This window comes from Ensifer adhaerens (assembly GCF_002940685.1).
Taxonomy (GTDB): Bacteria; Pseudomonadota; Alphaproteobacteria; order Rhizobiales; family Rhizobiaceae; genus Ensifer; species Ensifer adhaerens_E.
In genome coordinates, this window is record NZ_PNFP01000009.1 from 127970 (window position 1) to 146695 (window position 18726).

22 protein-coding genes and 1 tRNA gene are annotated in these 18726 nt (G+C 62.1%); 6 read left to right on the top strand and 17 right to left on the bottom strand.

Going from position 1 to position 18726, the window contains the following annotated elements; translation table 11 throughout:
* Positions 1 to 71: 71 nt before the first annotated feature.
* The 3 genes from C1A35_RS18590 to C1A35_RS18600 form a co-directional block, all read right to left on the bottom strand.
* Entirely contained in the window at positions 72 to 335 is a 264-nt protein-coding gene (locus tag C1A35_RS18590; protein ID WP_104665745.1) for a hypothetical protein, read from the bottom strand.
* A gap of 246 nt (positions 336 to 581) precedes the next feature.
* Positions 582 to 1463: a glycosyltransferase family 8 protein gene (locus C1A35_RS18595; protein ID WP_158665095.1), complete on the bottom strand. Its 882-nt coding sequence runs from the start codon at positions 1461 to 1463 to the stop codon at positions 582 to 584.
* Between the two features lie 169 nt (positions 1464 to 1632).
* A tRNA-Pro gene (locus C1A35_RS18600) sits at positions 1633 to 1709 on the bottom strand.
* Between the two features lie 387 nt (positions 1710 to 2096).
* Between C1A35_RS18600 and C1A35_RS36410 the strand changes: the two genes are divergently transcribed.
* Positions 2097 to 2261, top strand: a complete 165-nt coding sequence (locus C1A35_RS36410) for a hypothetical protein (RefSeq protein WP_199772970.1) — start codon at positions 2097 to 2099, stop codon at positions 2259 to 2261.
* A 209-nt stretch (positions 2262 to 2470) separates the two neighbouring features.
* On the opposite strand, the gene C1A35_RS18605 is transcribed toward C1A35_RS36410, so the two are convergent.
* From C1A35_RS18605 to C1A35_RS18630, 6 genes are all read right to left on the bottom strand, one after another.
* A complete protein-coding gene (locus C1A35_RS18605) occupies positions 2471 to 3007 on the bottom strand; it encodes a MerR family transcriptional regulator (RefSeq protein ID WP_034803717.1) in 537 nt (178 codons plus the stop codon).
* A 139-nt stretch (positions 3008 to 3146) separates the two neighbouring features.
* The gene (locus tag C1A35_RS18610) at positions 3147 to 3485 is read right to left on the bottom strand and encodes an integration host factor subunit alpha (RefSeq protein ID WP_104665747.1); all 339 of its coding nucleotides are present in this window, start codon (positions 3483 to 3485) and stop codon (positions 3147 to 3149) included.
* Positions 3486 to 3577: 92 nt separating this feature from the next.
* The gene (locus C1A35_RS18615; RefSeq protein ID WP_043611455.1) at positions 3578 to 4549 is read right to left on the bottom strand and encodes a beta-ketoacyl-ACP synthase III; all 972 of its coding nucleotides are present in this window, start codon (positions 4547 to 4549) and stop codon (positions 3578 to 3580) included.
* Positions 4550 to 4553: 4 nt separating this feature from the next.
* Positions 4554 to 5612, bottom strand: a complete 1059-nt coding sequence (gene plsX / locus C1A35_RS18620; protein ID WP_104665748.1) for a phosphate acyltransferase PlsX — start codon at positions 5610 to 5612, stop codon at positions 4554 to 4556.
* Positions 5613 to 5814: 202 nt separating this feature from the next.
* Positions 5815 to 6366, bottom strand: a complete 552-nt coding sequence (locus C1A35_RS18625; RefSeq protein ID WP_104665749.1) for a YceD family protein — start codon at positions 6364 to 6366, stop codon at positions 5815 to 5817.
* A gap of 87 nt (positions 6367 to 6453) precedes the next feature.
* Positions 6454 to 6993, bottom strand: a complete 540-nt coding sequence (locus C1A35_RS18630; protein ID WP_104665750.1) for a ubiquinol-cytochrome C chaperone family protein — start codon at positions 6991 to 6993, stop codon at positions 6454 to 6456.
* Between the two features lie 138 nt (positions 6994 to 7131).
* Between C1A35_RS18630 and C1A35_RS18635 the strand changes: the two genes are divergently transcribed.
* Complete coding sequence (locus C1A35_RS18635; RefSeq protein ID WP_104665906.1) at positions 7132 to 7638, top strand: outer membrane protein assembly factor BamE; 507 nt, start codon at positions 7132 to 7134, stop codon at positions 7636 to 7638.
* 71 nt (positions 7639 to 7709) lie between these two features.
* On the opposite strand, the gene C1A35_RS18640 is transcribed toward C1A35_RS18635, so the two are convergent.
* The 4 genes from C1A35_RS18640 to ribH form a co-directional block, all read right to left on the bottom strand.
* On the bottom strand, positions 7710 to 9845 hold the full coding sequence (locus tag C1A35_RS18640; protein WP_104665751.1) for a sodium-translocating pyrophosphatase: 2136 nt from the start codon (positions 9843 to 9845) through the stop codon (positions 7710 to 7712).
* Between the two features lie 197 nt (positions 9846 to 10042).
* Positions 10043 to 11272: an MFS transporter gene (locus C1A35_RS18645; RefSeq protein WP_234822910.1), complete on the bottom strand. Its 1230-nt coding sequence runs from the start codon at positions 11270 to 11272 to the stop codon at positions 10043 to 10045.
* A gap of 5 nt (positions 11273 to 11277) precedes the next feature.
* Complete coding sequence (gene nusB / locus C1A35_RS18650) at positions 11278 to 11760, bottom strand: transcription antitermination factor NusB (RefSeq protein ID WP_104665752.1); 483 nt, start codon at positions 11758 to 11760, stop codon at positions 11278 to 11280.
* The gene (gene ribH, locus C1A35_RS18655) at positions 11757 to 12218 is read right to left on the bottom strand and encodes a 6,7-dimethyl-8-ribityllumazine synthase (RefSeq protein ID WP_034803742.1); all 462 of its coding nucleotides are present in this window, start codon (positions 12216 to 12218) and stop codon (positions 11757 to 11759) included. Before ribH ends, nusB begins: the two co-directional genes overlap by 4 nt.
* Before the next feature lie 231 nt (positions 12219 to 12449).
* On the opposite strand from ribH, the gene C1A35_RS18660 reads away from it, so the two are divergent.
* The 4 genes from C1A35_RS18660 (at position 12450) to C1A35_RS18675 (ending at position 15067) form a co-directional block, all read left to right on the top strand.
* Entirely contained in the window at positions 12450 to 13142 is a 693-nt protein-coding gene (locus C1A35_RS18660) for an HAD family hydrolase (protein WP_104665753.1), read from the top strand.
* A gap of 191 nt (positions 13143 to 13333) precedes the next feature.
* On the top strand, positions 13334 to 13834 hold the full coding sequence (locus tag C1A35_RS18665; RefSeq protein WP_104665754.1) for a cupin domain-containing protein: 501 nt from the start codon (positions 13334 to 13336) through the stop codon (positions 13832 to 13834).
* 24 nt (positions 13835 to 13858) lie between these two features.
* Positions 13859 to 14434 (top strand): GNAT family N-acetyltransferase, encoded by a 576-nt coding sequence (locus C1A35_RS18670; RefSeq protein ID WP_104665755.1) that lies wholly within the window; start codon positions 13859 to 13861, stop codon positions 14432 to 14434.
* A 282-nt stretch (positions 14435 to 14716) separates the two neighbouring features.
* On the top strand, positions 14717 to 15067 hold the full coding sequence (locus tag C1A35_RS18675; RefSeq protein ID WP_104665756.1) for a hypothetical protein: 351 nt from the start codon (positions 14717 to 14719) through the stop codon (positions 15065 to 15067).
* Positions 15068 to 15141: 74 nt separating this feature from the next.
* Here the strand turns inward: C1A35_RS18675 and C1A35_RS18680 are convergent, their stop codons facing one another.
* From C1A35_RS18680 to glyA, 4 genes are read right to left on the bottom strand one after another with little or no spacing between them, the layout of a single operon-like run.
* Positions 15142 to 15762, bottom strand: a complete 621-nt coding sequence (locus C1A35_RS18680) for a riboflavin synthase (RefSeq protein ID WP_104665757.1) — start codon at positions 15760 to 15762, stop codon at positions 15142 to 15144.
* The gene (gene ribD / locus C1A35_RS18685) at positions 15762 to 16871 is read right to left on the bottom strand and encodes a bifunctional diaminohydroxyphosphoribosylaminopyrimidine deaminase/5-amino-6-(5-phosphoribosylamino)uracil reductase RibD (protein ID WP_104665758.1); all 1110 of its coding nucleotides are present in this window, start codon (positions 16869 to 16871) and stop codon (positions 15762 to 15764) included. The genes C1A35_RS18680 and ribD overlap by 1 nt, the downstream gene beginning before the upstream one ends.
* A gap of 18 nt (positions 16872 to 16889) precedes the next feature.
* Positions 16890 to 17363, bottom strand: a complete 474-nt coding sequence (gene nrdR / locus C1A35_RS18690) for a transcriptional regulator NrdR (protein ID WP_034803756.1) — start codon at positions 17361 to 17363, stop codon at positions 16890 to 16892.
* A 10-nt stretch (positions 17364 to 17373) separates the two neighbouring features.
* The gene (gene glyA, locus C1A35_RS18695) at positions 17374 to 18669 is read right to left on the bottom strand and encodes a serine hydroxymethyltransferase (protein WP_104665759.1); all 1296 of its coding nucleotides are present in this window, start codon (positions 18667 to 18669) and stop codon (positions 17374 to 17376) included.
* Positions 18670 to 18726 lie beyond the last annotated feature (57 nt).

Consider the following 18726-nt stretch of genomic DNA (forward strand, 5'->3'; position numbering starts at 1 on the left):
GCACAGCAAGTGCCGGAGACAAAAAAAGAGGCCCTGCTGAAGGACCTCTTTTGTTGCCGTCGAAGGATCGCTTACGGCGTCGATCCCTCCGCGCCCGACCCGCCGGTGTCGGGGTTGGAGCTCGGCGCGCCGGTATCACCGTTAGAATTGGGCGTGCCGGTATCGGGGTTGGAACTTGCTGAGCCGGTATCGCCCGATGAGCCGGTGGGCTGACCCGGCACGAGAACAACGGCATTGTCTGCACGGGCACTGCCTGACGTCGAAATGATCGGCATCGCCGTCAAGGCCGTCAGGCCGAGCAACGACGCGGCAAAAATCTTCGAAAGCGTCTTCATCACATTCCTCCTTTGGCAGGCAGACGCCCGCCATGAGGCCATTCCATCGCTTTCGCGAGGACGGCGATCGGCCCCAGCCGCTCGGACCATCGCACCGGAACGAGGCATTTTAGCGATATTCGATGAGCGATGTTTTCCACGGTGCAAGCAACAGGCGCGGACCGATGTCAAAGCGGACACGCGCACGCCGAGGGCAAACAGATCAGCTGGCCGTTCGGGACTTTTCCGGGCCCCTAAACCCGAGCTTCAGCGGCCGAAGAGCTTTCGGGCGGAGTGAACCCAGCGATTGATCCTCTTGTGCCAGTGCGACTTGAGCGGCTTCTTCGCCCAAGGCGTCGCTTGCCTGTACTGCAAATACAGGGGCTGCGCGGGGTGCTGGCAACGAACGGAGTTGGGCTTGTCGTGCGTGAAATGGATTATCGCGGGATCGTCGGCGTGCGAATGCAGGACCACATTCCAACGACGATCGAGAGAAACGAATTGCCCGGCGAGAGCAATGTTCAATGCATCCTGATCAAAAAATCTGAGGCTTTCGGCCTGTGTGCGCACGATCTCAAGGCAGCTCTTCGACAGATCCCTGTATAACCATTCCCGGATATCGATCAGCAGAACGCCGGAGTTCATGGTTTTCGTTTCGTCCGGAAGCTTCAGACGCGCTATAGCCCGCTTGGAAACGCCGCCGACGGCGGCCACCGGCATACCGGCCATCTCCAGATTCAACAACGGACGCAAACTGTCGACGACGATCGTATCGGCGTCGAGGTAGATCAACCGTCCGTCCTTGCAGCCAAGGAGGTCTGGCAGGACCAGCCGGGTGTAAATCGACCGGCTCCAATTGCTGTTGGTCTTCAAGCCGTCAAATTGTCGAAGCGTTTTTTCCGACAGCTCGAACAGGGTCAAGCGGAGCCGTCCGCCACACATTCTCAGATGCGATTTATCTTTAGGGGTCAAGCCATCACAGAAGACGACGACGCTCACATCATCGACGTCGCCGTTCAGCGCCAGCGTATGCAACATCACTCCGGCAAACTCGACGAACCTGCGGTCGACGGACGTGACGACAAAACACTCGCTCAAAGACAGCGCCGGCTCGTCGATTTCCGCAAGCATGTCGTTTTTTGCAAGCATAACGTTCCCCGACCACAAGGTTTTCAAGACGACAGCCCGCGATCCGCCCATCCCCAACGACAAAGCAGCCGACGTGTTTGGGCGCTACTCGAAGAAATGAAAGGCATGGAGGAGGGACGGATATCCGCGATTCTTCGAGGCTGGCAGCCTCAAAGCCGGTGAAAGAAAATGGTCGGAGCGGCGGGATTCGAACCCACGACCCCTTGACCCCCAGTCAAGTGCGCTACCGGGCTGCGCTACGCTCCGAACCGAGGAAACCCCTATATAACCAGCGCTTAGAGCGCAAGCGGGAAAATGCGACATGGATCGAAAAAGGAACAAACGACGTGGAAAAGCATGAGTGGGAACAGAAAGTCCCACGGAATGCCCACCGTGGCAGCCCATGGCCGCCCTTCTTCCGCCAAGACAAGCGACTGGCGCCCTCGCGAAGATCCCACGCCCCTCCTCCAGCGCGACTTGCGAAGCGTTGCAGCTGCGCTTCCCCTTGCAACAATGGAACCTTTACCAGAACAAGATCATGTCGCCCGAAACTTGCTGCCTAACGCAACGTGAGCTTGCCATCATGAATGATTTGAGGGACAGTTTGATTCTGGCCCTTGAGGCCTGGAGCGTCTCCCCCTCTAGGAGAAAACCATGCCTCTTAAGTCTCTCATGGCCCTGACCGCGATTGCGCTTCTCACGCTTTCCGGCTGCGCGACCTCCGGTACGACCAACACGACCTATGCGCAGTGGACCGGCCCCTATCCGGAGCCTGACGTCTCCGCAGCAAGCCCTGGCGGCTTCAGAATCTCCTACTGACGCTCTCAAGCACTACTGTGGATAAAGCGCCGGCACTGAAGTTGGTGACGAATGTGCTTCACAACACCCGTCGGACCGGCGTTACAGTAACGAGGCCCGCCCCATCCAGCAAAAAGCGCGTGCATCTTTTCAGGCGGGAACCGACGGAACACCCGCGGCGCGCACATCCGTGCAGGAAACGGCCCAAGCCAGCCGCCTGAGCGGCTTCCTCAGCGCACCTGATCGAGCAATCGCTTGCATTCCAGGAGGTCATAGAGCGCCTCCTGCAGCAGGGCACGATCTTCCTTGCCGACGGACGAGGATTTGCCGAGCGAGATTTCCGGTACGTCGTCGCTGCTGCCGCCGAAGGAGAAGAAACGGCGGCTTGCCGGCGCTTTTGCACGGCCGACGATCTGATCTTCCTCGGAGAGACCGGCCTTCGGTGGCGCGGGCTCCTCGTTGCTGGAGGCAGCGAGCGCTTCGACGGTCGCGAGATCGCCGCTGGCGATGGCAGCAACAAACTTGTTGCCGTTGGTCTTCAGCAACTTCTGTACGCCCTTGATCGTGTAGCCGTGATCGTAGAGCAGATGTCGGATACCCTTCAGGAGATCGACATCCTCCGGCCGATAATACCGCCGGCCGCCGCCGCGCTTCATCGGCTTGATCTGCTGGAAGCGGGTTTCCCAGAAACGCAGGACATGCTGCGGCAGATCGAGATCGTCAGCGACCTCGCTGATGGTGCGAAAAGCGTCCGGGCTCTTTTCCATATCGTTCCCAATCCATGCCGTGCGACTCAGGCTCGAAAGCCGAAACGAGCCGATACCGCGCCAATGATGGCACGAATCGGCTCCATTTCAACGGCTTATGGATGGGTTTTCAACCACATTTGTGGTTGTCGTCCGGCGTTCACGAAACGGGAGACACCGGTTTCTGCTTGGCCTTGCGGCCCAGATGCGCCTTCAGGACGCGCTGCTTCAGGACGTTCGACGCCTTGAAGGTCATGACGCGCCGGGGCGAGATCGGCACTTCCTCGCCGGTCTTCGGGTTTCGCCCGATGCGCTCGTTCTTGTCGCGAACCTGGAAGGTCGCGAAAGAGGACAGCTTCACGCTCTCGCCACGCACGATTGCGTTGCATATTTCGTCAATGACGGTTTCCACCAACTCGGCAGACTCTGTCCGCGACAGACCCACCTTGCGAAAAACCGACTCAGCCAAGTCCGCCCGTGTTACTGTTTTTCCGCTCATCTTCCCCCACCAACGTCTGGTACGCCGATCAGCGTCCGAAGACTATTGCCCTTGCCTTTTGCGGTCAAGCGTCTGTTGCTTAAGCAATTTCTTTACCAGCGGAGGAGCACGGAGCCCCAGGTGAAGCCACCGCCCATGGCCTCGAGCAGGACGAGGTCGCCCTTCTTGATCCGGCCGTCGCCCGCCGCCGCGTTCAACGCCAGCGGAATGGAGGCAGCGGAGGTGTTGCCATGGAGATCGACCGTGACCACAACCTTGTCGAGAGGGATGCCAAGCTTCTTGGCGGAACCGTCGATGATGCGGCGGTTGGCCTGGTGCGGCACCAGCCAGTCGAGATCCTCGGCCGTCGTCCCGGTCGCCTCGAACGCCGCCTCGATCACGTCGGTGATCATGCCGACGGCATGCTTGAAGACTTCGCGGCCTTCCATCTTCAGATGACCGACCGTACCGGTGGTCGAGGGGCCGCCATCGACATAGAGCTTGTCGCGGTGCGCACCGTCGGAGCGCAGCTTCGCCGTCAGGACGCCCCGGTCGGCATTGGTGCCCTCGCCTTCCTGGGCTTCCAGGATGATGGCGCCGGCGCCGTCGCCGAAGAGCACGCAGGTCGTGCGGTCATTCCAGTCGAGGATCCGGGAGAAAGTCTCCGCGCCGATCACCAGCACGCGCTTGGCAAGCCCGCCGCGGATATAGGCGTCCGCCGTGGTTACCGCATAGACGAAGCCGGAACAGACGGCCTGCATGTCGAAGGCGGCGCCATGGCGCATGCCGAGCCGGTCCTGAATATTGACGGCCGTTGCCGGGAACGTGTTGTCCGGGGTCGAAGTCGCCAGGATGATCAGGTCGATATCATCAGGGGTGAGCCCGGCGTTGGCGAGGGCCGCGCGCGCGGCACCTTCACCCAGCGACGCGGTCGTTTCGCCCTCACCGGCGATGTAGCGTTGCCGGATGCCGGTGCGCTGCACGATCCACTCATCGGACGTATCGACCTTGGATTCCAGCTCCTGATTGGTGACCACGCGCTTCGGCAATGCTGCGCCGAAGCCGCGAACGACGGAACGGATCATCTATTCAAACCTCATCATTCATGCCGGCGGAAAGAGCCTGTGGCGGTTCGCCGCCATGGTACTTCGCCAGATCGATCTCGATCTTCGACTTCAGGCCATTCTTCACCATGTCGTAGCCGACATCGATCGCGGCAGCGAAGCCCTCGGCATCCGCACCACCATGGCTCTTGATCACGACGCCATTGAGGCCGAGGAACACGCCGCCATTGACCTTGCGCGGATCCATCTTCTCACGCAGGCGGTCGAATGCGCCCTTGGCCAGGATATAGCCGATCTTGGCAAGCAGGGTGCGCGACATCGCCGCGCGCAGATATTCGGCAATCTGGCGCGCCGTGCCTTCGGCCGCCTTCAGCGCGATATTGCCGGAGAAACCTTCGGTCACGACGACGTCGACGGTTCCGCGACCGATGTCGTCGCCTTCGACGAAGCCGTAGTAGTCGAAACCGTCGATATTGGCCTCGCGGATCAGGCGGCCGGCTTCCTTGACCTCTTCCTGTCCCTTGATTTCCTCGACGCCAACGTTGAGAAGACCGACCGTCGGCCGCTCGATCTCGAAGAGCGCGCGGGCCATGGCGCCGCCCATCAGCGCGAAGTCCATGAGCTGCTGCGCGTCCGCACCGATCGTCGCGCCGACATCGAGCACGATGCTTTCGCCTTTGAGCGTCGGCCAGATGGCGGCGATCGCCGGACGCTGAATGCCCTGCATGGTGCGCAGACAGAAGACCGACATGGCCATCAGCGCACCGGTATTGCCGGCGGAAACGACGACGTCTGCCTCGCCGGCATTGATGGCGTCGATCGCTTTCCACATGCTCGACTTGCCACGACCGCGGCGAAGCGCCTGGCTTGGCTTCTCGTCCATGGCGACTGCGATCTCGCAATCGTAAAAGGTGCTGTTGGCCTTCAGCTTCGGATATTTTTCAAGGAGGCCTGCGCACTGCGCTTCGATGCCGAACAAAACGAACTTGATGTCCGGATGACGTTCAAGCGCTCTTGCGGCGCCGGGGATGACGACTTCAGGACCATAGTCGCCCCCCATCACGTCAAGTGAAATTCTGACCACGCGTGTCTTATCCTTTATTTCTGCCACACAACACGTGCCGCCGCGGCGCACTCAACGGAAACGCATTGACGAAACATATTGCTTCTGACGCTTGAGCCAAGCACGCGGCAGATCGCTTTGGCGGCTCTTCTGGCCGGTTTGGGGCCAAAATACTGCTTTTCCTTTGCGTGACAACCGAATTGTAGATGACGCTTTCGCGACCTCAGTCCTTTTTCCAGTCCTTCAGGACGGCAAAGGGGTTCGGCTTCTTGTCATCGGCAGCTGTACTCTCGATGCGCTCGCCGAAGGTCACGCCAGGCTTACGCGGATAAGGGTCGATCGCGAGCGCCACCTGCTCGCTGACGACGACGCCGGCGTCGATGGTATCGCCGGTGAAGGTGTCGGGAATATCTGGACCATCCGGGTCGAGAATCATCTCGCCGCCGTCATTGCTCGCCTGGCGGGCAAGCCGCGATCCCTCGGGCACCAAGATCGCCTCGACGGATTCGTCGATATCGGCCTCGACAGGCTCGAGCGTCACAACACAGCTCTGCACGATGCGCGCCTTGACGTCGCCCTTGATCTTTACCCCATCCTTCTTCCAGCGCGCGATCTGCAGGTCGGCTTCGAGCGACAGAACCTCGTTGATGTTCCAGAGCGCGGCAAGCGCCTTTCTTTCGCGCTCGTTGGCGGAGAGATGCACGCTGACCGCGTTCGCCGAAATGTGTCCCACCTTCACCGGGTAAGAGAAGGCCGGCTGGCTTTCGTCTTTCATGATTGGATCCTTCCTCGCGCGGGCATCCTGGCACCCTCGCGAACGCGGCCGCCGACCGGCTGCCGGTGGCGACGCTCTTGTTCTCTATTACGCCCCAGCCGGCGGAATGTGCAACTGCCCGGTCTCGATGGCCTCTTCCGAGACATCGACGAGCTGTGCCTCGACCGCCAGCAGATAACTCGCAAGCGGCACCATCGAAGGCGCGGCGTCGCCGCCGTCCGGATGGAAGTTGCGCCGGAGTGCCGCCGCCAGGGCCTCGGCGTCCTTCGCCTCCAGCGCCGTCGCATAGGATTCGAGGCGGCCATAATACATGCTGGCCAGCTTCTTCATCTTCTTCGGCACGCCGGCATCACCGACGCCGAGTTCACGGATCGAGTGATCGACGTCCTCGAAGAAGGCATCGATGATCTCCTGGGCGATTTCCTGGCCGGGTCTTGCCGAGGCGCGCGTGCGCCGGAAATAGAGGATCAGCGTCGCCGACAGCATCTCGAACCGACCCATGACCGTGTCCGGCACGTCGAGGTCGGTATAAAGGTAGGGCTGGCGCGCCGCCGCCGTCAGCAATGCATATTGCCGCTCGACAATCGCGGTATTGCCGCTTTTTCTTTTAAACAGTCCAAAAATCATCACAAAGCTCGGGCTTGGCTTTCTCGAAATGCGCGCAAGCGCCCATCCCGTTGTTGCATGACAGCCGAAGCTGGTTTACCGAAGCAGGCACGAATTGCAATGGCGGATCTGCCATCGTTTCTCCAAGGGGAGCTGTCGTTGACGAAGCGGTATTTGAGAAGAAATTTTAAGACCCTCGGCCGCGTGGCGGTCGTAGCCACCATTGCCGGCTTTACCCTTTCCGCCTGCCAGTCCGCCAATGTCGGTGAAGTTCTCCATCAGGGTTATGTGGTTGACCAGGAAACGCTAAATCTCGTTCCGGCCGGCTCCAGCCGCGAGCAGGTGCTGCTTTCGCTCGGCACGCCCTCGACGACGGCAACCTTCGACAACGAAGTGTTCTACTACATTTCGCAGACGCGCAAGCGCCCCGTCGCCTTCATGAAGCCACAGCTGATCGACCAGTCGATTCTCGCCGTCTATTTCGACAAGGAAGGCACGGTCAGCCAGCTCGCCCACTACACGCTGAAGGACGGCAAGGTCTTCGACATGCTGACGCGCACGACGCCGACGGGCGGCAAGGAAACGAGCTTCCTCGGCCAGCTGCTGACGGGTCCCGGCGCCGGTCAGGCCGCCGCAAGAAGCCTGTTCAAGGACTTCGGCAACTAAGCCTCCTCCCTTCCAAACAAAAGGCCCGCGGAACGATGTTCCGCGGGCCTTTTGTTTGTTCGGCGATGCGATCAGGCGAGGACGGCCAGAAGCAGCAGCGCCACGATGTTGGTGATCTTGATCGCCGGGTTGACGGCCGGCCCGGCCGTGTCCTTGTAGGGGTCGCCGACGGTGTCGCCAGTCACAGACGCCTTGTGGGCGTCGGAGCCCTTGAGATGGCGCTCGCCGTTCTTGTCGACGAAGCCATCCTCGAAACTCTTCTTGGCGTTGTCCCAGGCGCCGCCGCCCGAGGTCATCGAGATCGCCACGAAGAGGCCGTTGACGATGACGCCGAGCAGAGATGCACCCAGAGCCGCGAAGGCCGAAGCCTTCGAGCCCGAGAGCAGCAGCACACCGAAATAGACGACAAGGGGCGCCAGCACAGGCAGCAGCGAAGGAATGACCATCTCACGGATCGCCGCCTTCGTCAGAAGGTCGACGGCGCGGCCATAGTCCGGCCGTTCCCTGCCTTCCATGATGCCGGGCTTTTCGCGGAACTGACGGCGAACCTCCTCGACGATCGAGCCGGCCGCACGACCGACTGCAGTCATCGCGATGCCGCCGAAGAGGTAGGGAATGAGGCCGCCGAAGATCAGACCCGCAACCACGTAAGGGTTGGAGAGATCGAAGGAGATCTGGCCTACATCGGCGAAGTACGGATACTTGTCGCCATTGGCGGCGAAGTAGCTGAGGTCGTTCGCATAGGCGGCGAAGAGCACCAGCGCGCCGAGACCGGCCGAGCCGATCGCGTAACCCTTGGTGACGGCCTTGGTGGTGTTGCCGACGGCGTCGAGCGCGTCGGTGGACTTGCGCACTTCCGGCGGCAGATGCGACATCTCCGCGATGCCCCCGGCATTGTCGGTGACCGGCCCGAAGGCGTCGAGCGCCACGATCATGCCGGCAAGGCCGAGCATGGCGGTGACGGCGATGCCGGTTCCGAAGAGGCCGGCGAGCTGGTAGGTGGCGATGATGCCGCCGACGATGACGATCGCCGGCAGAGCCGTCGATTCCAGCGAGACGGCAAGTCCCTGGATGACGTTGGTGCCGTGGCCGGTGACCGACGCCTGCGCGATCGAATTTACCGGCCGCTTGTTGGTGCCGGTATAGTACTCCGTGATCACCACGATCAGGGCCGTGACGACAAGGCCGAGAATGCCGCAGATGAACAGGTTCCAGCCGGTGATGTCCTTGCCGGCAACGGTGCCGATCGAACCCCAACCGATCGTAAAGGATGTGGCGGCGCCGAGACCGAGGATCGACAGGACACCGGTCACGATCAGGCCCTTGTAGAGAGCGCCCATGATCGAGTTGTTGGACCCGAGCTTGACGAAGAAGGTGCCCACGATCGAGGTGATGATGCAGGCTGCGCAGATCGCCAGCGGATAGACCATGACGCTCGCCAGCAACGGCGTGCCGGCAAAGAAGATCGCCGCCAGAACCATGGTTGCAACGACCGACACCGCGTAGGTCTCGAACAGGTCGGCCGCCATGCCGGCGCAGTCGCCGACATTGTCGCCGACGTTGTCGGCAATGGTCGCCGGGTTGCGCGGGTCGTCCTCGGGAATGCCGGCTTCGACCTTGCCGACGAGGTCGCCGCCAACGTCGGCACCCTTGGTGAAGATGCCACCGCCGAGACGGGCAAAGATCGAAATCAGCGAAGCGCCGAAGCCGAGTGATACCAGCGCATCGATGACTTCGCGCGAGGCGGGCTCATGCCCGAGGCCGGCCGTGAGGACGACGTAGTAGACGGAGACGCCAAGGAGCGCCAGGCCGGCCACCAGAAGGCCGGTGATCGCGCCGGATTTGAAAGCAATATCGAGGCCGGAGGCGAGGCTCACGGACGCCGCCTGGGCAGTGCGGACGTTTGCCCGAACCGAAACATGCATGCCGATGAAGCCCGCGGCACCCGAAAGGATCGCACCGATCAGAAAGCCGAAAGCGGCAGCGGGGGAAAGAAGAACCCAAGCGGTGATGAATACGACGACACCGACGATGGCAATGGTCTTGTATTGACGCGTGAGATAGGCCTGTGCCCCTTCACGAATGTAGCCTGCGATTTCTTGCATGCGGGCGTTCCCCTGGTCGGCGGCCAGCACCGACTGTGTTGCCCAGATGGCGTAAGCCACCGCGAGCAACCCGCATGCGATAACGCCCAATAAAATGGTCATTTCGCATTACCCTCCGTTACAACCCGCGGACTCACTCCCGGCCGCAGGCCCCTCAAAACCGCGAATCACGCACCACCTCCTCAAGCAGCACCCCTCACGGCGCGGCCAGAGTGCGGTTGCAACGGGAGATCGTCAAGCCCCGGAAAACGCCGGGTAGAAGGCGTTCCGATCGCTTTGATTTTCAGGAGAAGGAGGCGTTAGGCAGCGGCCTTGCGCGGTGCCCGCTTCAAGAGCAGCAAGAGGATGAGGCAGACGATCGTCACCGGCCACACGACCGCGTTCAGCATGTCCCAGCCATAGGCGGTGAGGACCTTGCCCGACGCAAACGACGACAGGGCCACCGTGGTGAACAGGATGATGTCGTGGAAGGCCTGAACCTTGTCGGCTTCCTGCGGGCGGTAGCTGCTGGCGACGATCGCCGTCGAGCCGATGAAACCGAAGTTCCAGCCAAGGCCGAGCAGCACGAGTGCGCCCCAGAAGTTCCAGAGTTCGATGCCCATGTGCGCAACCGCCGCGCAGGCCATCAGGAGAAGCAGGCCGCAGCCGACGATGCGCTCGGCGCCGAAGCGGCTGATAAGCATGCCCGTGACGAAGCTTGGCGCGAACATCGCCAGCACGTGCCACTGGATGCCAAGTGTCGCAAGTTCGGTCGAAAAACCGCAGCCTATCACCATGGCAACCGGCGCACCGGTCATCATGAAGGTCATGAGGGCGTAGCTGGAAATGCCGCAGATCATGCCGGTGGCGAAACGCTGACTACGGACGATCGCGCCAAGGGGACGGACGGTCTGGTCGTGGTGACCGCTCGTGATCGCCCCCGGCTCGGGCAGCCGCAGCGGCGCGAAGAAGAACGCGGCGAGCAGGCAGACGGGCAAGAGCACGGCAAAGGCGCCAGCAAAGGCGACCGGGGCGAACAGGTCGCCGGCGAAGATGACGATCTGGGGACCGAGAACGGCCGAAATGATACCGCCGCCAAGGATCAGCGAGATCGCCTTGGGCTTGTAGAACGACGGCGAAGCATCGGCGGCGGCGAAACGCAGCTTCTGCGTAAAGCCGTTCGACGAGCCGAGCATCGCAAGAGCGAAGGCGAAGAGCCAGAAGTTTTCGCGAAAAAGCGCGACGGCGGCGAGTGCTGCCCCGGCGGCCGCGATTGCAGTCCCGCTCATGAAGGCGAAGCGCCGGCCGATCACACGCGACAACACCGCAACCAGCACGACGCCGAGCGCCATGCCGACGTTGAATGCGGTGAGCGGCGCGGTGGCCAGCGACTTGTCCTCTGCCAGCATCTGGTAGCCGGCGACACCGCCGACCGAAAAGCAGATGGGCCCGACGACGCCGAGCACGGCCTGTGCGGCGGTCAGGAGGTAAACGTTGCGGCGTGTTTCGCGAAGGGTCGCCCCCATGTCATCAGCAGCAACCGCAACCATCAAGCTTACTTCCTCGGTTCGCCGCGGACCTGCCTGGCAATGCGGTCGAGGACGGCATTGACCAGCTTGGGCTCGTCATCCGAGAAGAAAGCCTTGGCGATCTCGACATATTCCGTGACGATCACCGGAACCGGCACATCCTTGCGCTCGAGCATCTCGAAGGTGCCGGCGCGCAGGATGGCGCGCACGGTGGAATCGAGGCGCGACAGCGCCCAGTCGTCCTGGAGGGCCGAGCCGATCAGCGGATCAAGCTTGCGCTGGTCGCGCACGACACCGGCGACAATCGACCGGAACCAGGAGGCGTCAGCCTTCAGGTAGGTGTCGCCATCGACGTCCTGTCCGAGGCGATGCGCTTCGTATTCAGCAACCACTTCCAGGACGCCGGTGCCGCCGATATCCATCTGATAGAGCGCCTGCACCGCGGCAAGGCGTGCTGCACCGCGCTGGTTGACCTGCTTCAGCGGTTGATCCGAGGGGGTTTTCGTCACTTTTCCGTGCCCAATTTCTTCTTAAGTTCAATCATGGTCAGTGCCGCACGCGCAGCAAAGCCACCCTTGTCGCCTTCCGACCGGCGGGCGCGCGCCCAGGCCTGGTCGTCGTTCTCGACCGTCAGGATACCATTGCCGATCGCCAGGCTCTCGCTGACGGCGAGGTCCATGATCGCGCGCGAGGATTCGTTCGCGACGATATCGAAATGATAGGTTTCGCCGCGGATGACCATGCCAAGGGCAACGAAACCGTCATACTCCGTGCCGCCCTCATCGGCGCCGTCGAGCGCCATGGCGATCGCCGGCGGGATTTCGAGCGCACCCGGAACGGTCACGATATCATAGGTGGCCCCGGCTGCGTCCAGCGCATGTTTGGCGCCGTCGAGCAATGCATCGGCCATATCGTCATAGAAACGCGCTTCCACAATCAGGATGTGGGCTGCCGTGGTCTCTGCCATGGATCACCTGTCTTTGAGAGTTCCGCGCCGGATGCGACCGGCTGAGGCGGCGGTCAAACCACGCCCGGCGCCGAATGGCAAGCAAATTCCGCCGCGGACGGCCTTTTGCCGCGTCCGCAGGACCGCACACGCCACCGTCGCCACGACAAAAAGTCAACGCCGCCCATCTTGCGCTGCAGCCCCGTTGGCCTCAGGTTTCGAAGTCATCGAGATCCAAGCTGGACTTTTCGCATGCCCGACATCGGTTCGACTGACATCGTCCTTCCCGTGAAACCGCTCGCGGTCGTCTTCGACATGGACGGATTGCTCTTCGACACCGAAGCGCTCTACCGCGACGCGATGATCCGGACGGCGGCGGAGCTCGGCCATGACATGCCTGTCTCCCTTTATCTCGATACGATCGGACTTTCGGCCGAGGCGACACGCCTGTTGCTGAGGAGCCGTTTTGGTGATGCCTTCGACCTCGCCCGGTTCTGGGAGCGTGCCTCCGGGCAATTTGCGATGATGGCTGCGACCGAACTGCGGCTGAAGCCAGGTGTCGTCGATCTGCTCGACCTGCTCGACGGCATGGGCCTGCCGTTTGCGATTGCCACCTCGTCACAGCACCACGACGTCCAGCGCAATCTCGACGGGCACGGATTGCGCGCCCGCTTTCCGACGGTCGTTGCCTATGGCGACTACGACAACGGCAAGCCGCACCCGGCCCCGTTCCTGACAGCGGCAAGTCGGCTCGGTGTCGCGCCGCAGTATTGCCTCGCGCTGGAAGACAGCCATAACGGCGTGCGTTCGGCTTCGTCTGCCGGCATGATGACGGTCATGGTGCCCGACCTCCTGCCACCGACCGAAGAAATGAAAACCCTTTGCGTTGGGATCGCCAGGTGTCTTCACGAGGTCGCCGCGGCGCTGAGCGACAGACGGACGTGAGCGCGCAGTTCGGCGTTAAACCAACGCGCGATAGCGTCCAGATGCCTTCGCCAATGGATTGCAACACTAGGATGTATTCCTGTAACCATCGTCGCTAATTTTAGCGATCGCAGGTTGACGACGGGACGAACGCGCGACACGGATAGAACGTATTAGCGTTGCCGCGACAACGGTACGCGAGGGAGGAACATGTGACCGATACGAAAAAGCCGATCGTTAATCCCAAAAACCTAGAACTCGACCACTGGACGCAAGGCACCTTTTTCGAATCCCGTGACGCCGCCTTCGGCGCGCTACTCGGCCTCAAGGATCTCGGCATAGGCTACGGCGAAGTACCGCCGGGCAAGTCCGGCTGCCCGTTCCACAATCACCACGTCGAAGAAGAGCTTTTCATCATCATCGAAGGTGAAGGCACCTATCGCTTCGGCAGCGAGCGATATCCGGTCGGCCCCGGCGACATCATGGGCGCCCCTGCGGGTGGACCGGAAACGGCCCACCACCTGATCAACACCGGCTCGGTGCCGCTCAAGTACCTTTCCATCTCGACCAAGGCGGCCACGGAGATCTGCGAGTATCCGGACTCCGGCAAATTCCTTGCCAGGACGCGCGGTTCCGATGGCCAAAGACGCTTCCTTTTCACCGGCCGTCCGGAAAGCGATGTCGACTACTGGGACGGCGAGCCCGGCGCCTGATTTCATCACAGCTTAGGATCGAACATGCATAGCGTTCCCATTATCGAGACCGACCGCCTCATCCTGCGCCCCTACCGCCGTGACGATTTCCCCGCCTATTCCGCGCTGTTCGGCGATGCCGAGGTGATCCGCTATGTCGGCGGGGTGCCGTTTACCCGCGAACAGTCCTGGACGCGGTTCCTGCGCCAGGTCGGCATGTGGCACTTTTTCGGCTTCGGCTTCTTTGCCATTCAGGACCGGGAGACCGGGGGCTTTCTCGGCGAGGCCGGCTTCCACGACGTGCACCGCGCCATCACGCCTTCGCTCGAAGGGACGATGGAAACCGGATGGGCATTGTCACCGAAAGCGCACGGCAAGGGGCTGGCGACGGAAGCCGTCAGTGCGGCGCTCAAATGGGCCGACCACCAGTTTCCGAAGCTGCGCAAGACCTGCATCATCGACGTCGGAAACCGCGCTTCGATCCGGGTCGCGGAGAAGCACGGCTTCAAGGAATTCTGGCGAACGACCTATCACGGCAACCACGTGATCATGTTCGAGCGCCACCAGAAAGCGGCAGCCCCGACGAGCGATCGAAGGCCGCGCGCGCACGCCGAAACATGAACAATTTTTAATTGTTTTCCCGATGCCGACGCCTTGGAAAGGGCCACATTCCGGCCCAGCTTCCTAGTCGTTGGCACGACGCGCCCTCCCCAAGAAGGGAGCAAACGCCGACCAATCAGTCGAAACAGTCCAGCGCTTTTGCTTGCGGGTGAGCACGCCCGCAAACGAACCCTGCTGGCCGCCGCAAAGGGGCGATCTCAACGGTCCGGAAATCCGCAAGGTTCCGCGTCGCGTAACGGGCCGGCTTGCGCCTCGTTTGCAGGTAAACAAAGGAGCATGACCATGAACCGCATAGCCAAGCTTTCCGTCATCGCTGCTCTCTCCGCCCTCTCCTTCGGCGGTGTCTCCCACGCTGCGAGCGCGGCCATGAACTGGCCGGCCGAAATCGACCACACCGTTCGCGACTTCAAGGGCGATCACTTCACGGTCGTTGATGTGGATACGCTCAAGGAATCGAGCCAGACGCGCATGTGGATCGACGAAGCGACGCCGCAACAGCTTTCGTCGCTGCACGCTGCAGTGAACGCCAACAAGCCGCTGGCAGCCAAGCTGAAGGCCCAAAACGTCGAAATGAACAACATCGCCGGCGCCGAACAGGCGGCCGATGGCAGCCTGACCTTCTACCTGCGCTGAATGTTCAGCACCCCTTAAAACACGAGCCGCCCCCGAACGGGGGCGGTTTGCATTCGGGCATCGGAAAAGAACGCTTATGCCGGCTTCGGCGTCGGGAATTCTGCGAGGCGCGCCGCATAGCGGGCCATGGTATCGACCTCGAAGTTGACGGAATCGCCGGCCTTGCGCTCGCCCCAGGTCGTAACCTCCAGCGAATGGCGGATCAAAAGCACGTCGAATTCGGCGCCGTCCACCTTGTTGACCGTGAGCGACGTGCCGTCCAGTGCGACGGATCCCTTCGGCGCCACGAACTTCGCCAGATGCTCGGGCGCCCGCAGGCGAAAGCGCACGGCATCGCCTTCGGGTTCCACGGAAAGGATTTCTGCCTTGTCGTCGACATGGCCGGAGACCAGATGGCCGCCGAGCTCGTCGCCGATCTTCAAGGACCGTTCGAGATTGATGCGCGTGCCTTTCGCCCAGCCGGCGATCGTCGTCAATCGCAGCGCCTCTTCCCAGGCCTCGACCTCGAACCAGCGTTCGTTGCTGCCGGCTTCAGGCAGGGCGGTCACCGTCAGGCACACGCCGGAATGGGCGATCGAGGCGCCCATGTCGATCGTCTTCGGATCGTAGCGCGTGGCGATACGCAGCTTGATGCCTTCTTTCAGCGGGGTGACGGCATCGACGGTGCCGATGTCAGTAACAATGCCTGTGAACATCAGTTCTCTCTTTCGTATTCCTCGAACAGATCGTCGCCGTAGCGCGCTTCGGTGACACGCCTGAAGCCTTTGGGCACGGACTTACGATCAAATGGGGATGCAATGCCGTTTTCGCCAATCGTCAGCGGACCGGTGTATAGGTGGATGCGGTCGACAAGATCCGCATCGAGAAAGGCGCGTGCAGCGACAGCACCGCCTTCGACCATCAGCGAGGAGATGCCGCGGGAAGCGAGTGCCGCAAGAAGGTCGGCGATCGAACCAGCTTCGAGCACCTCGACACCGGAGGCCTCCAGGGCCGCCTTACGTGCTGCTCGGCCGTCATCGACGTCCGCATCCGCATCGCCGGAACCGTCGCTGGAGACCACGATAACGGGGACCTCCCGCGCCGTTAACACGAGCTTGGAGGAAAGCGGCAGATCGAGCCGGCGGTCGAGAACGATGCGCAGCGGCGAACGATGTTCGAGCCCCGGCAAGCGCACGGTCAATTCCGGGTCGTCAGCCGCAGCCGTGCCGATCCCGACCAGGATCGCGTCGGTCTCAGCCCGCAGCATCTGCACCTGCCCGCGAGAAATCGGACCGGTGATGCGCACTTGCCCCTCGCCCCTACGGCCGATCATGCCGTCGGCCGAAACCGCAAGCTTGAGAGTCACATAGGGACGTCGGCTGACCTGGCGCATGAGGTAGGCTTCAAGCGCGTGATGCCCTTCCTCGGGGAGCACACCGATATCGACGGTGATGCCGGCATCCCGCAGGCGCACGACGCCACGCCCGGCGACCCGCACGTCCGGATCGAGGATCGAAATCACCACGCGCGATATGCCGGAGGCGACGAGCGCATCGGCGCAAGGCGGCGTCTTGCCGTGATGGGAGCAAGGCTCCAGCGTCACGTAGGCCGTAGCACCCCTCGCCTTCTCGCCGGCCTCCGTCAGTGCCTGGGTTTCGGCATGGGGGCGGCCGCTTCGCGCAGTTACGGCCCGGCCGACGATAACACCGTCCTTGACGATCAGGCAGGCAACGGAGGGATTGGTGGATGTCTGTCCGAGATGGTGGCGAGCCAGCCTCAGCGCCGCGGCCATGAACCTCTCGTCTTCACGGTTGGGCGCTGTCATGGCTCTATCCAGCGTAATCTACTCGCCGGGATCGCGCGCGATCTTGGCGCTGATCTCGGTGATGACCTTCTCGAAATCCTCCGCGTGGGAGAAATCTCGATAGACCGAAGCGTAGCGCACGAAGGCCACGTCATCGAGGCTCTTCAGCGCTTCGAGCACCTGCAGGCCGATTTCTTCCGAGGGGATCTCGGTCTCGCCGGAGCTTTCGAGACGACGGACGATGCCGGAAACCGCCCGCTCGATGCGGTCGCGATCGACCGGGCGCTTGCGCAGCGCAATCTCGAAGGACCGCAGAAGCTTGTCCCGGTCGAAAGGAACCTTCCGACCGGTTTTCTTGATGATCATCAGTTCACGCAACTGCACCCGTTCGAAGGTCGTGAAACGACCTCCGCAATCCGGACAAATCCGGCGGCGGCGAATGGCGTTCCCGTCCTCTGCCGGACGGCTGTCCTTCACCTGACTGTCTTCAGAACCGCAATAGGGGCAGCGCATGAGCGACCGATCACATGTAGCCGTACATGGGGAAGCGGTCGGTCAGCTTGACGACCTTGTCGCGCACGCCGGCTTCGACGGCGGCATTGCCCTCGTCCGAGTTGGCGACCTTCAGGCCGTCAAGAACCTCGACGATCCGCTCGCCGATTTCCTTGAACTCGGCTTCCTTGAAGCCACGGGTCGTGCCGGCCGGCGTGCCGAGACGGACGCCCGAGGTGACGAAGGGCTTTTCAGGATCGAACGGGATGCCGTTCTTGTTGCAGGTGATGAAGGCACGGCCAAGGGCGGCTTCCGCGCGCTTGCCGGTTGCGTTCTTCTTGCGCAGGTCGACGAGCATCAGGTGGTTGTCCGTGCCGCCCGATACGATGTCGAGGCCATTGGCCTTCAGCGTTTCGGCGAGCGTGCGGGCGTTCTTGACGACCTGAGCCGCGTAGTCCTTGAACGACGGCTGCAGCGCTTCGCCGAGTGCCACGGCCTTGGCGGCGATGACGTGCATCAGCGGACCGCCCTGAAGGCCCGGGAAGACAGCCGAGTTGATCTTCTTGGCGATATCCTCGTCGTTGGTCAGAACCATGCCGCCGCGCGGGCCGCGGAGCGACTTGTGCGTCGTCGTCGTTGCAACGTGGCAATGCGGGAACGGCGACGGATGCTGGCCACCGGCAACGAGACCAGCGATGTGCGCCATGTCGACCATCAGCCAGGCGCCGACTTCGTCGGCGATCTCGCGGAAGCGCTTCCAGTCCCAGATGCGCGAGTAAGCGGTGCCGCCAGCGATGATCAGCTTCGGCTTGTGCTTGCGCGCCTGCTCGGCGACGTTGTCCATGTCGAGCAGGTGATCGTCTTCACGCACGCCGTAGGAGACGACGTTGAACCACTTGCCGGACATGTTGACCGGCGAACCGTGCGTCAGGTGGCCGCCCGAGTTGAGGTCGAGGCCCATGAAGGTGTCACCCGGCTGCAGGAGCGCCAGAAACACCGCCTGGTTCATCTGCGAACCGGAGTTCGGCTGAACGTTGGCGAAGTTGACGCCGAAGAGCTTCTTGGCGCGCTCGATCGCCAGTTCCTCGGCGATGTCGACGAACTGGCAGCCGCCGTAGTAGCGCTTGCCCGGGTAGCCCTCGGCATATTTGTTGGTCATGATCGAGCCCTGGGCTTCGAGCACGGCGCGCGAAACGATGTTTTCCGAGGCGATCAGCTCGATCTCGTGGCGCTGACGACCCAGCTCCTTCTCGATCGCACCAAAGATGTCCGGATCGCTGTCGGCCAGAGAGCGGGTGAAGAAGGCGTCATTCGTCTGTTCAGTCATCGGCGCGAGGCTCCTCTCAAGGGTGGCAGTTCTTTAGCTTCCTCGCACGGCGAGAGC

Bases quoted from the DNA above. Each gene is read 5' to 3' on its own strand.
- C1A35_RS18590 (WP_104665745.1), bottom strand. From the start codon at position 335: ATGAAGACGCTTTCGAAGATTTTTGCCGCGTCGTTGCTCGGCCTGACG.
- C1A35_RS18595 (WP_158665095.1), bottom strand. From the start codon at position 1,463: ATGCTTGCAAAAAACGACATGCTTGCGGAAATCGACGAGCCGGCGCTG.
- C1A35_RS36410 (WP_199772970.1), top strand. From the start codon at position 2,097: ATGCCTCTTAAGTCTCTCATGGCCCTGACCGCGATTGCGCTTCTCACG.
- C1A35_RS18605 (WP_034803717.1), bottom strand. From the start codon at position 3,007: ATGGAAAAGAGCCCGGACGCTTTTCGCACCATCAGCGAGGTCGCTGAC.
- C1A35_RS18610 (WP_104665747.1), bottom strand. From the start codon at position 3,485: ATGAGCGGAAAAACAGTAACACGGGCGGACTTGGCTGAGTCGGTTTTT.
- C1A35_RS18615 (WP_043611455.1), bottom strand. From the start codon at position 4,549: ATGATCCGTTCCGTCGTTCGCGGCTTCGGCGCAGCATTGCCGAAGCGC.
- C1A35_RS18625 (WP_104665749.1), bottom strand. From the start codon at position 6,366: ATGAAAGACGAAAGCCAGCCGGCCTTCTCTTACCCGGTGAAGGTGGGA.
- C1A35_RS18630 (WP_104665750.1), bottom strand. From the start codon at position 6,993: ATGATTTTTGGACTGTTTAAAAGAAAAAGCGGCAATACCGCGATTGTC.
- C1A35_RS18640 (WP_104665751.1), bottom strand. From the start codon at position 9,845: ATGACCATTTTATTGGGCGTTATCGCATGCGGGTTGCTCGCGGTGGCT.
- C1A35_RS18645 (WP_234822910.1), bottom strand. From the start codon at position 11,272: ATGGTTGCGGTTGCTGCTGATGACATGGGGGCGACCCTTCGCGAAACA.
- ribH (WP_034803742.1), bottom strand. From the start codon at position 12,218: ATGGCAGAGACCACGGCAGCCCACATCCTGATTGTGGAAGCGCGTTTC.
- C1A35_RS18660 (WP_104665753.1), top strand. From the start codon at position 12,450: ATGCCCGACATCGGTTCGACTGACATCGTCCTTCCCGTGAAACCGCTC.
- C1A35_RS18670 (WP_104665755.1), top strand. From the start codon at position 13,859: ATGCATAGCGTTCCCATTATCGAGACCGACCGCCTCATCCTGCGCCCC.
- C1A35_RS18675 (WP_104665756.1), top strand. From the start codon at position 14,717: ATGAACCGCATAGCCAAGCTTTCCGTCATCGCTGCTCTCTCCGCCCTC.
- C1A35_RS18680 (WP_104665757.1), bottom strand. From the start codon at position 15,762: ATGTTCACAGGCATTGTTACTGACATCGGCACCGTCGATGCCGTCACC.
- ribD (WP_104665758.1), bottom strand. From the start codon at position 16,871: ATGACAGCGCCCAACCGTGAAGACGAGAGGTTCATGGCCGCGGCGCTG.
- nrdR (WP_034803756.1), bottom strand. From the start codon at position 17,363: ATGCGCTGCCCCTATTGCGGTTCTGAAGACAGTCAGGTGAAGGACAGC.
- glyA (WP_104665759.1), bottom strand. From the start codon at position 18,669: ATGACTGAACAGACGAATGACGCCTTCTTCACCCGCTCTCTGGCCGAC.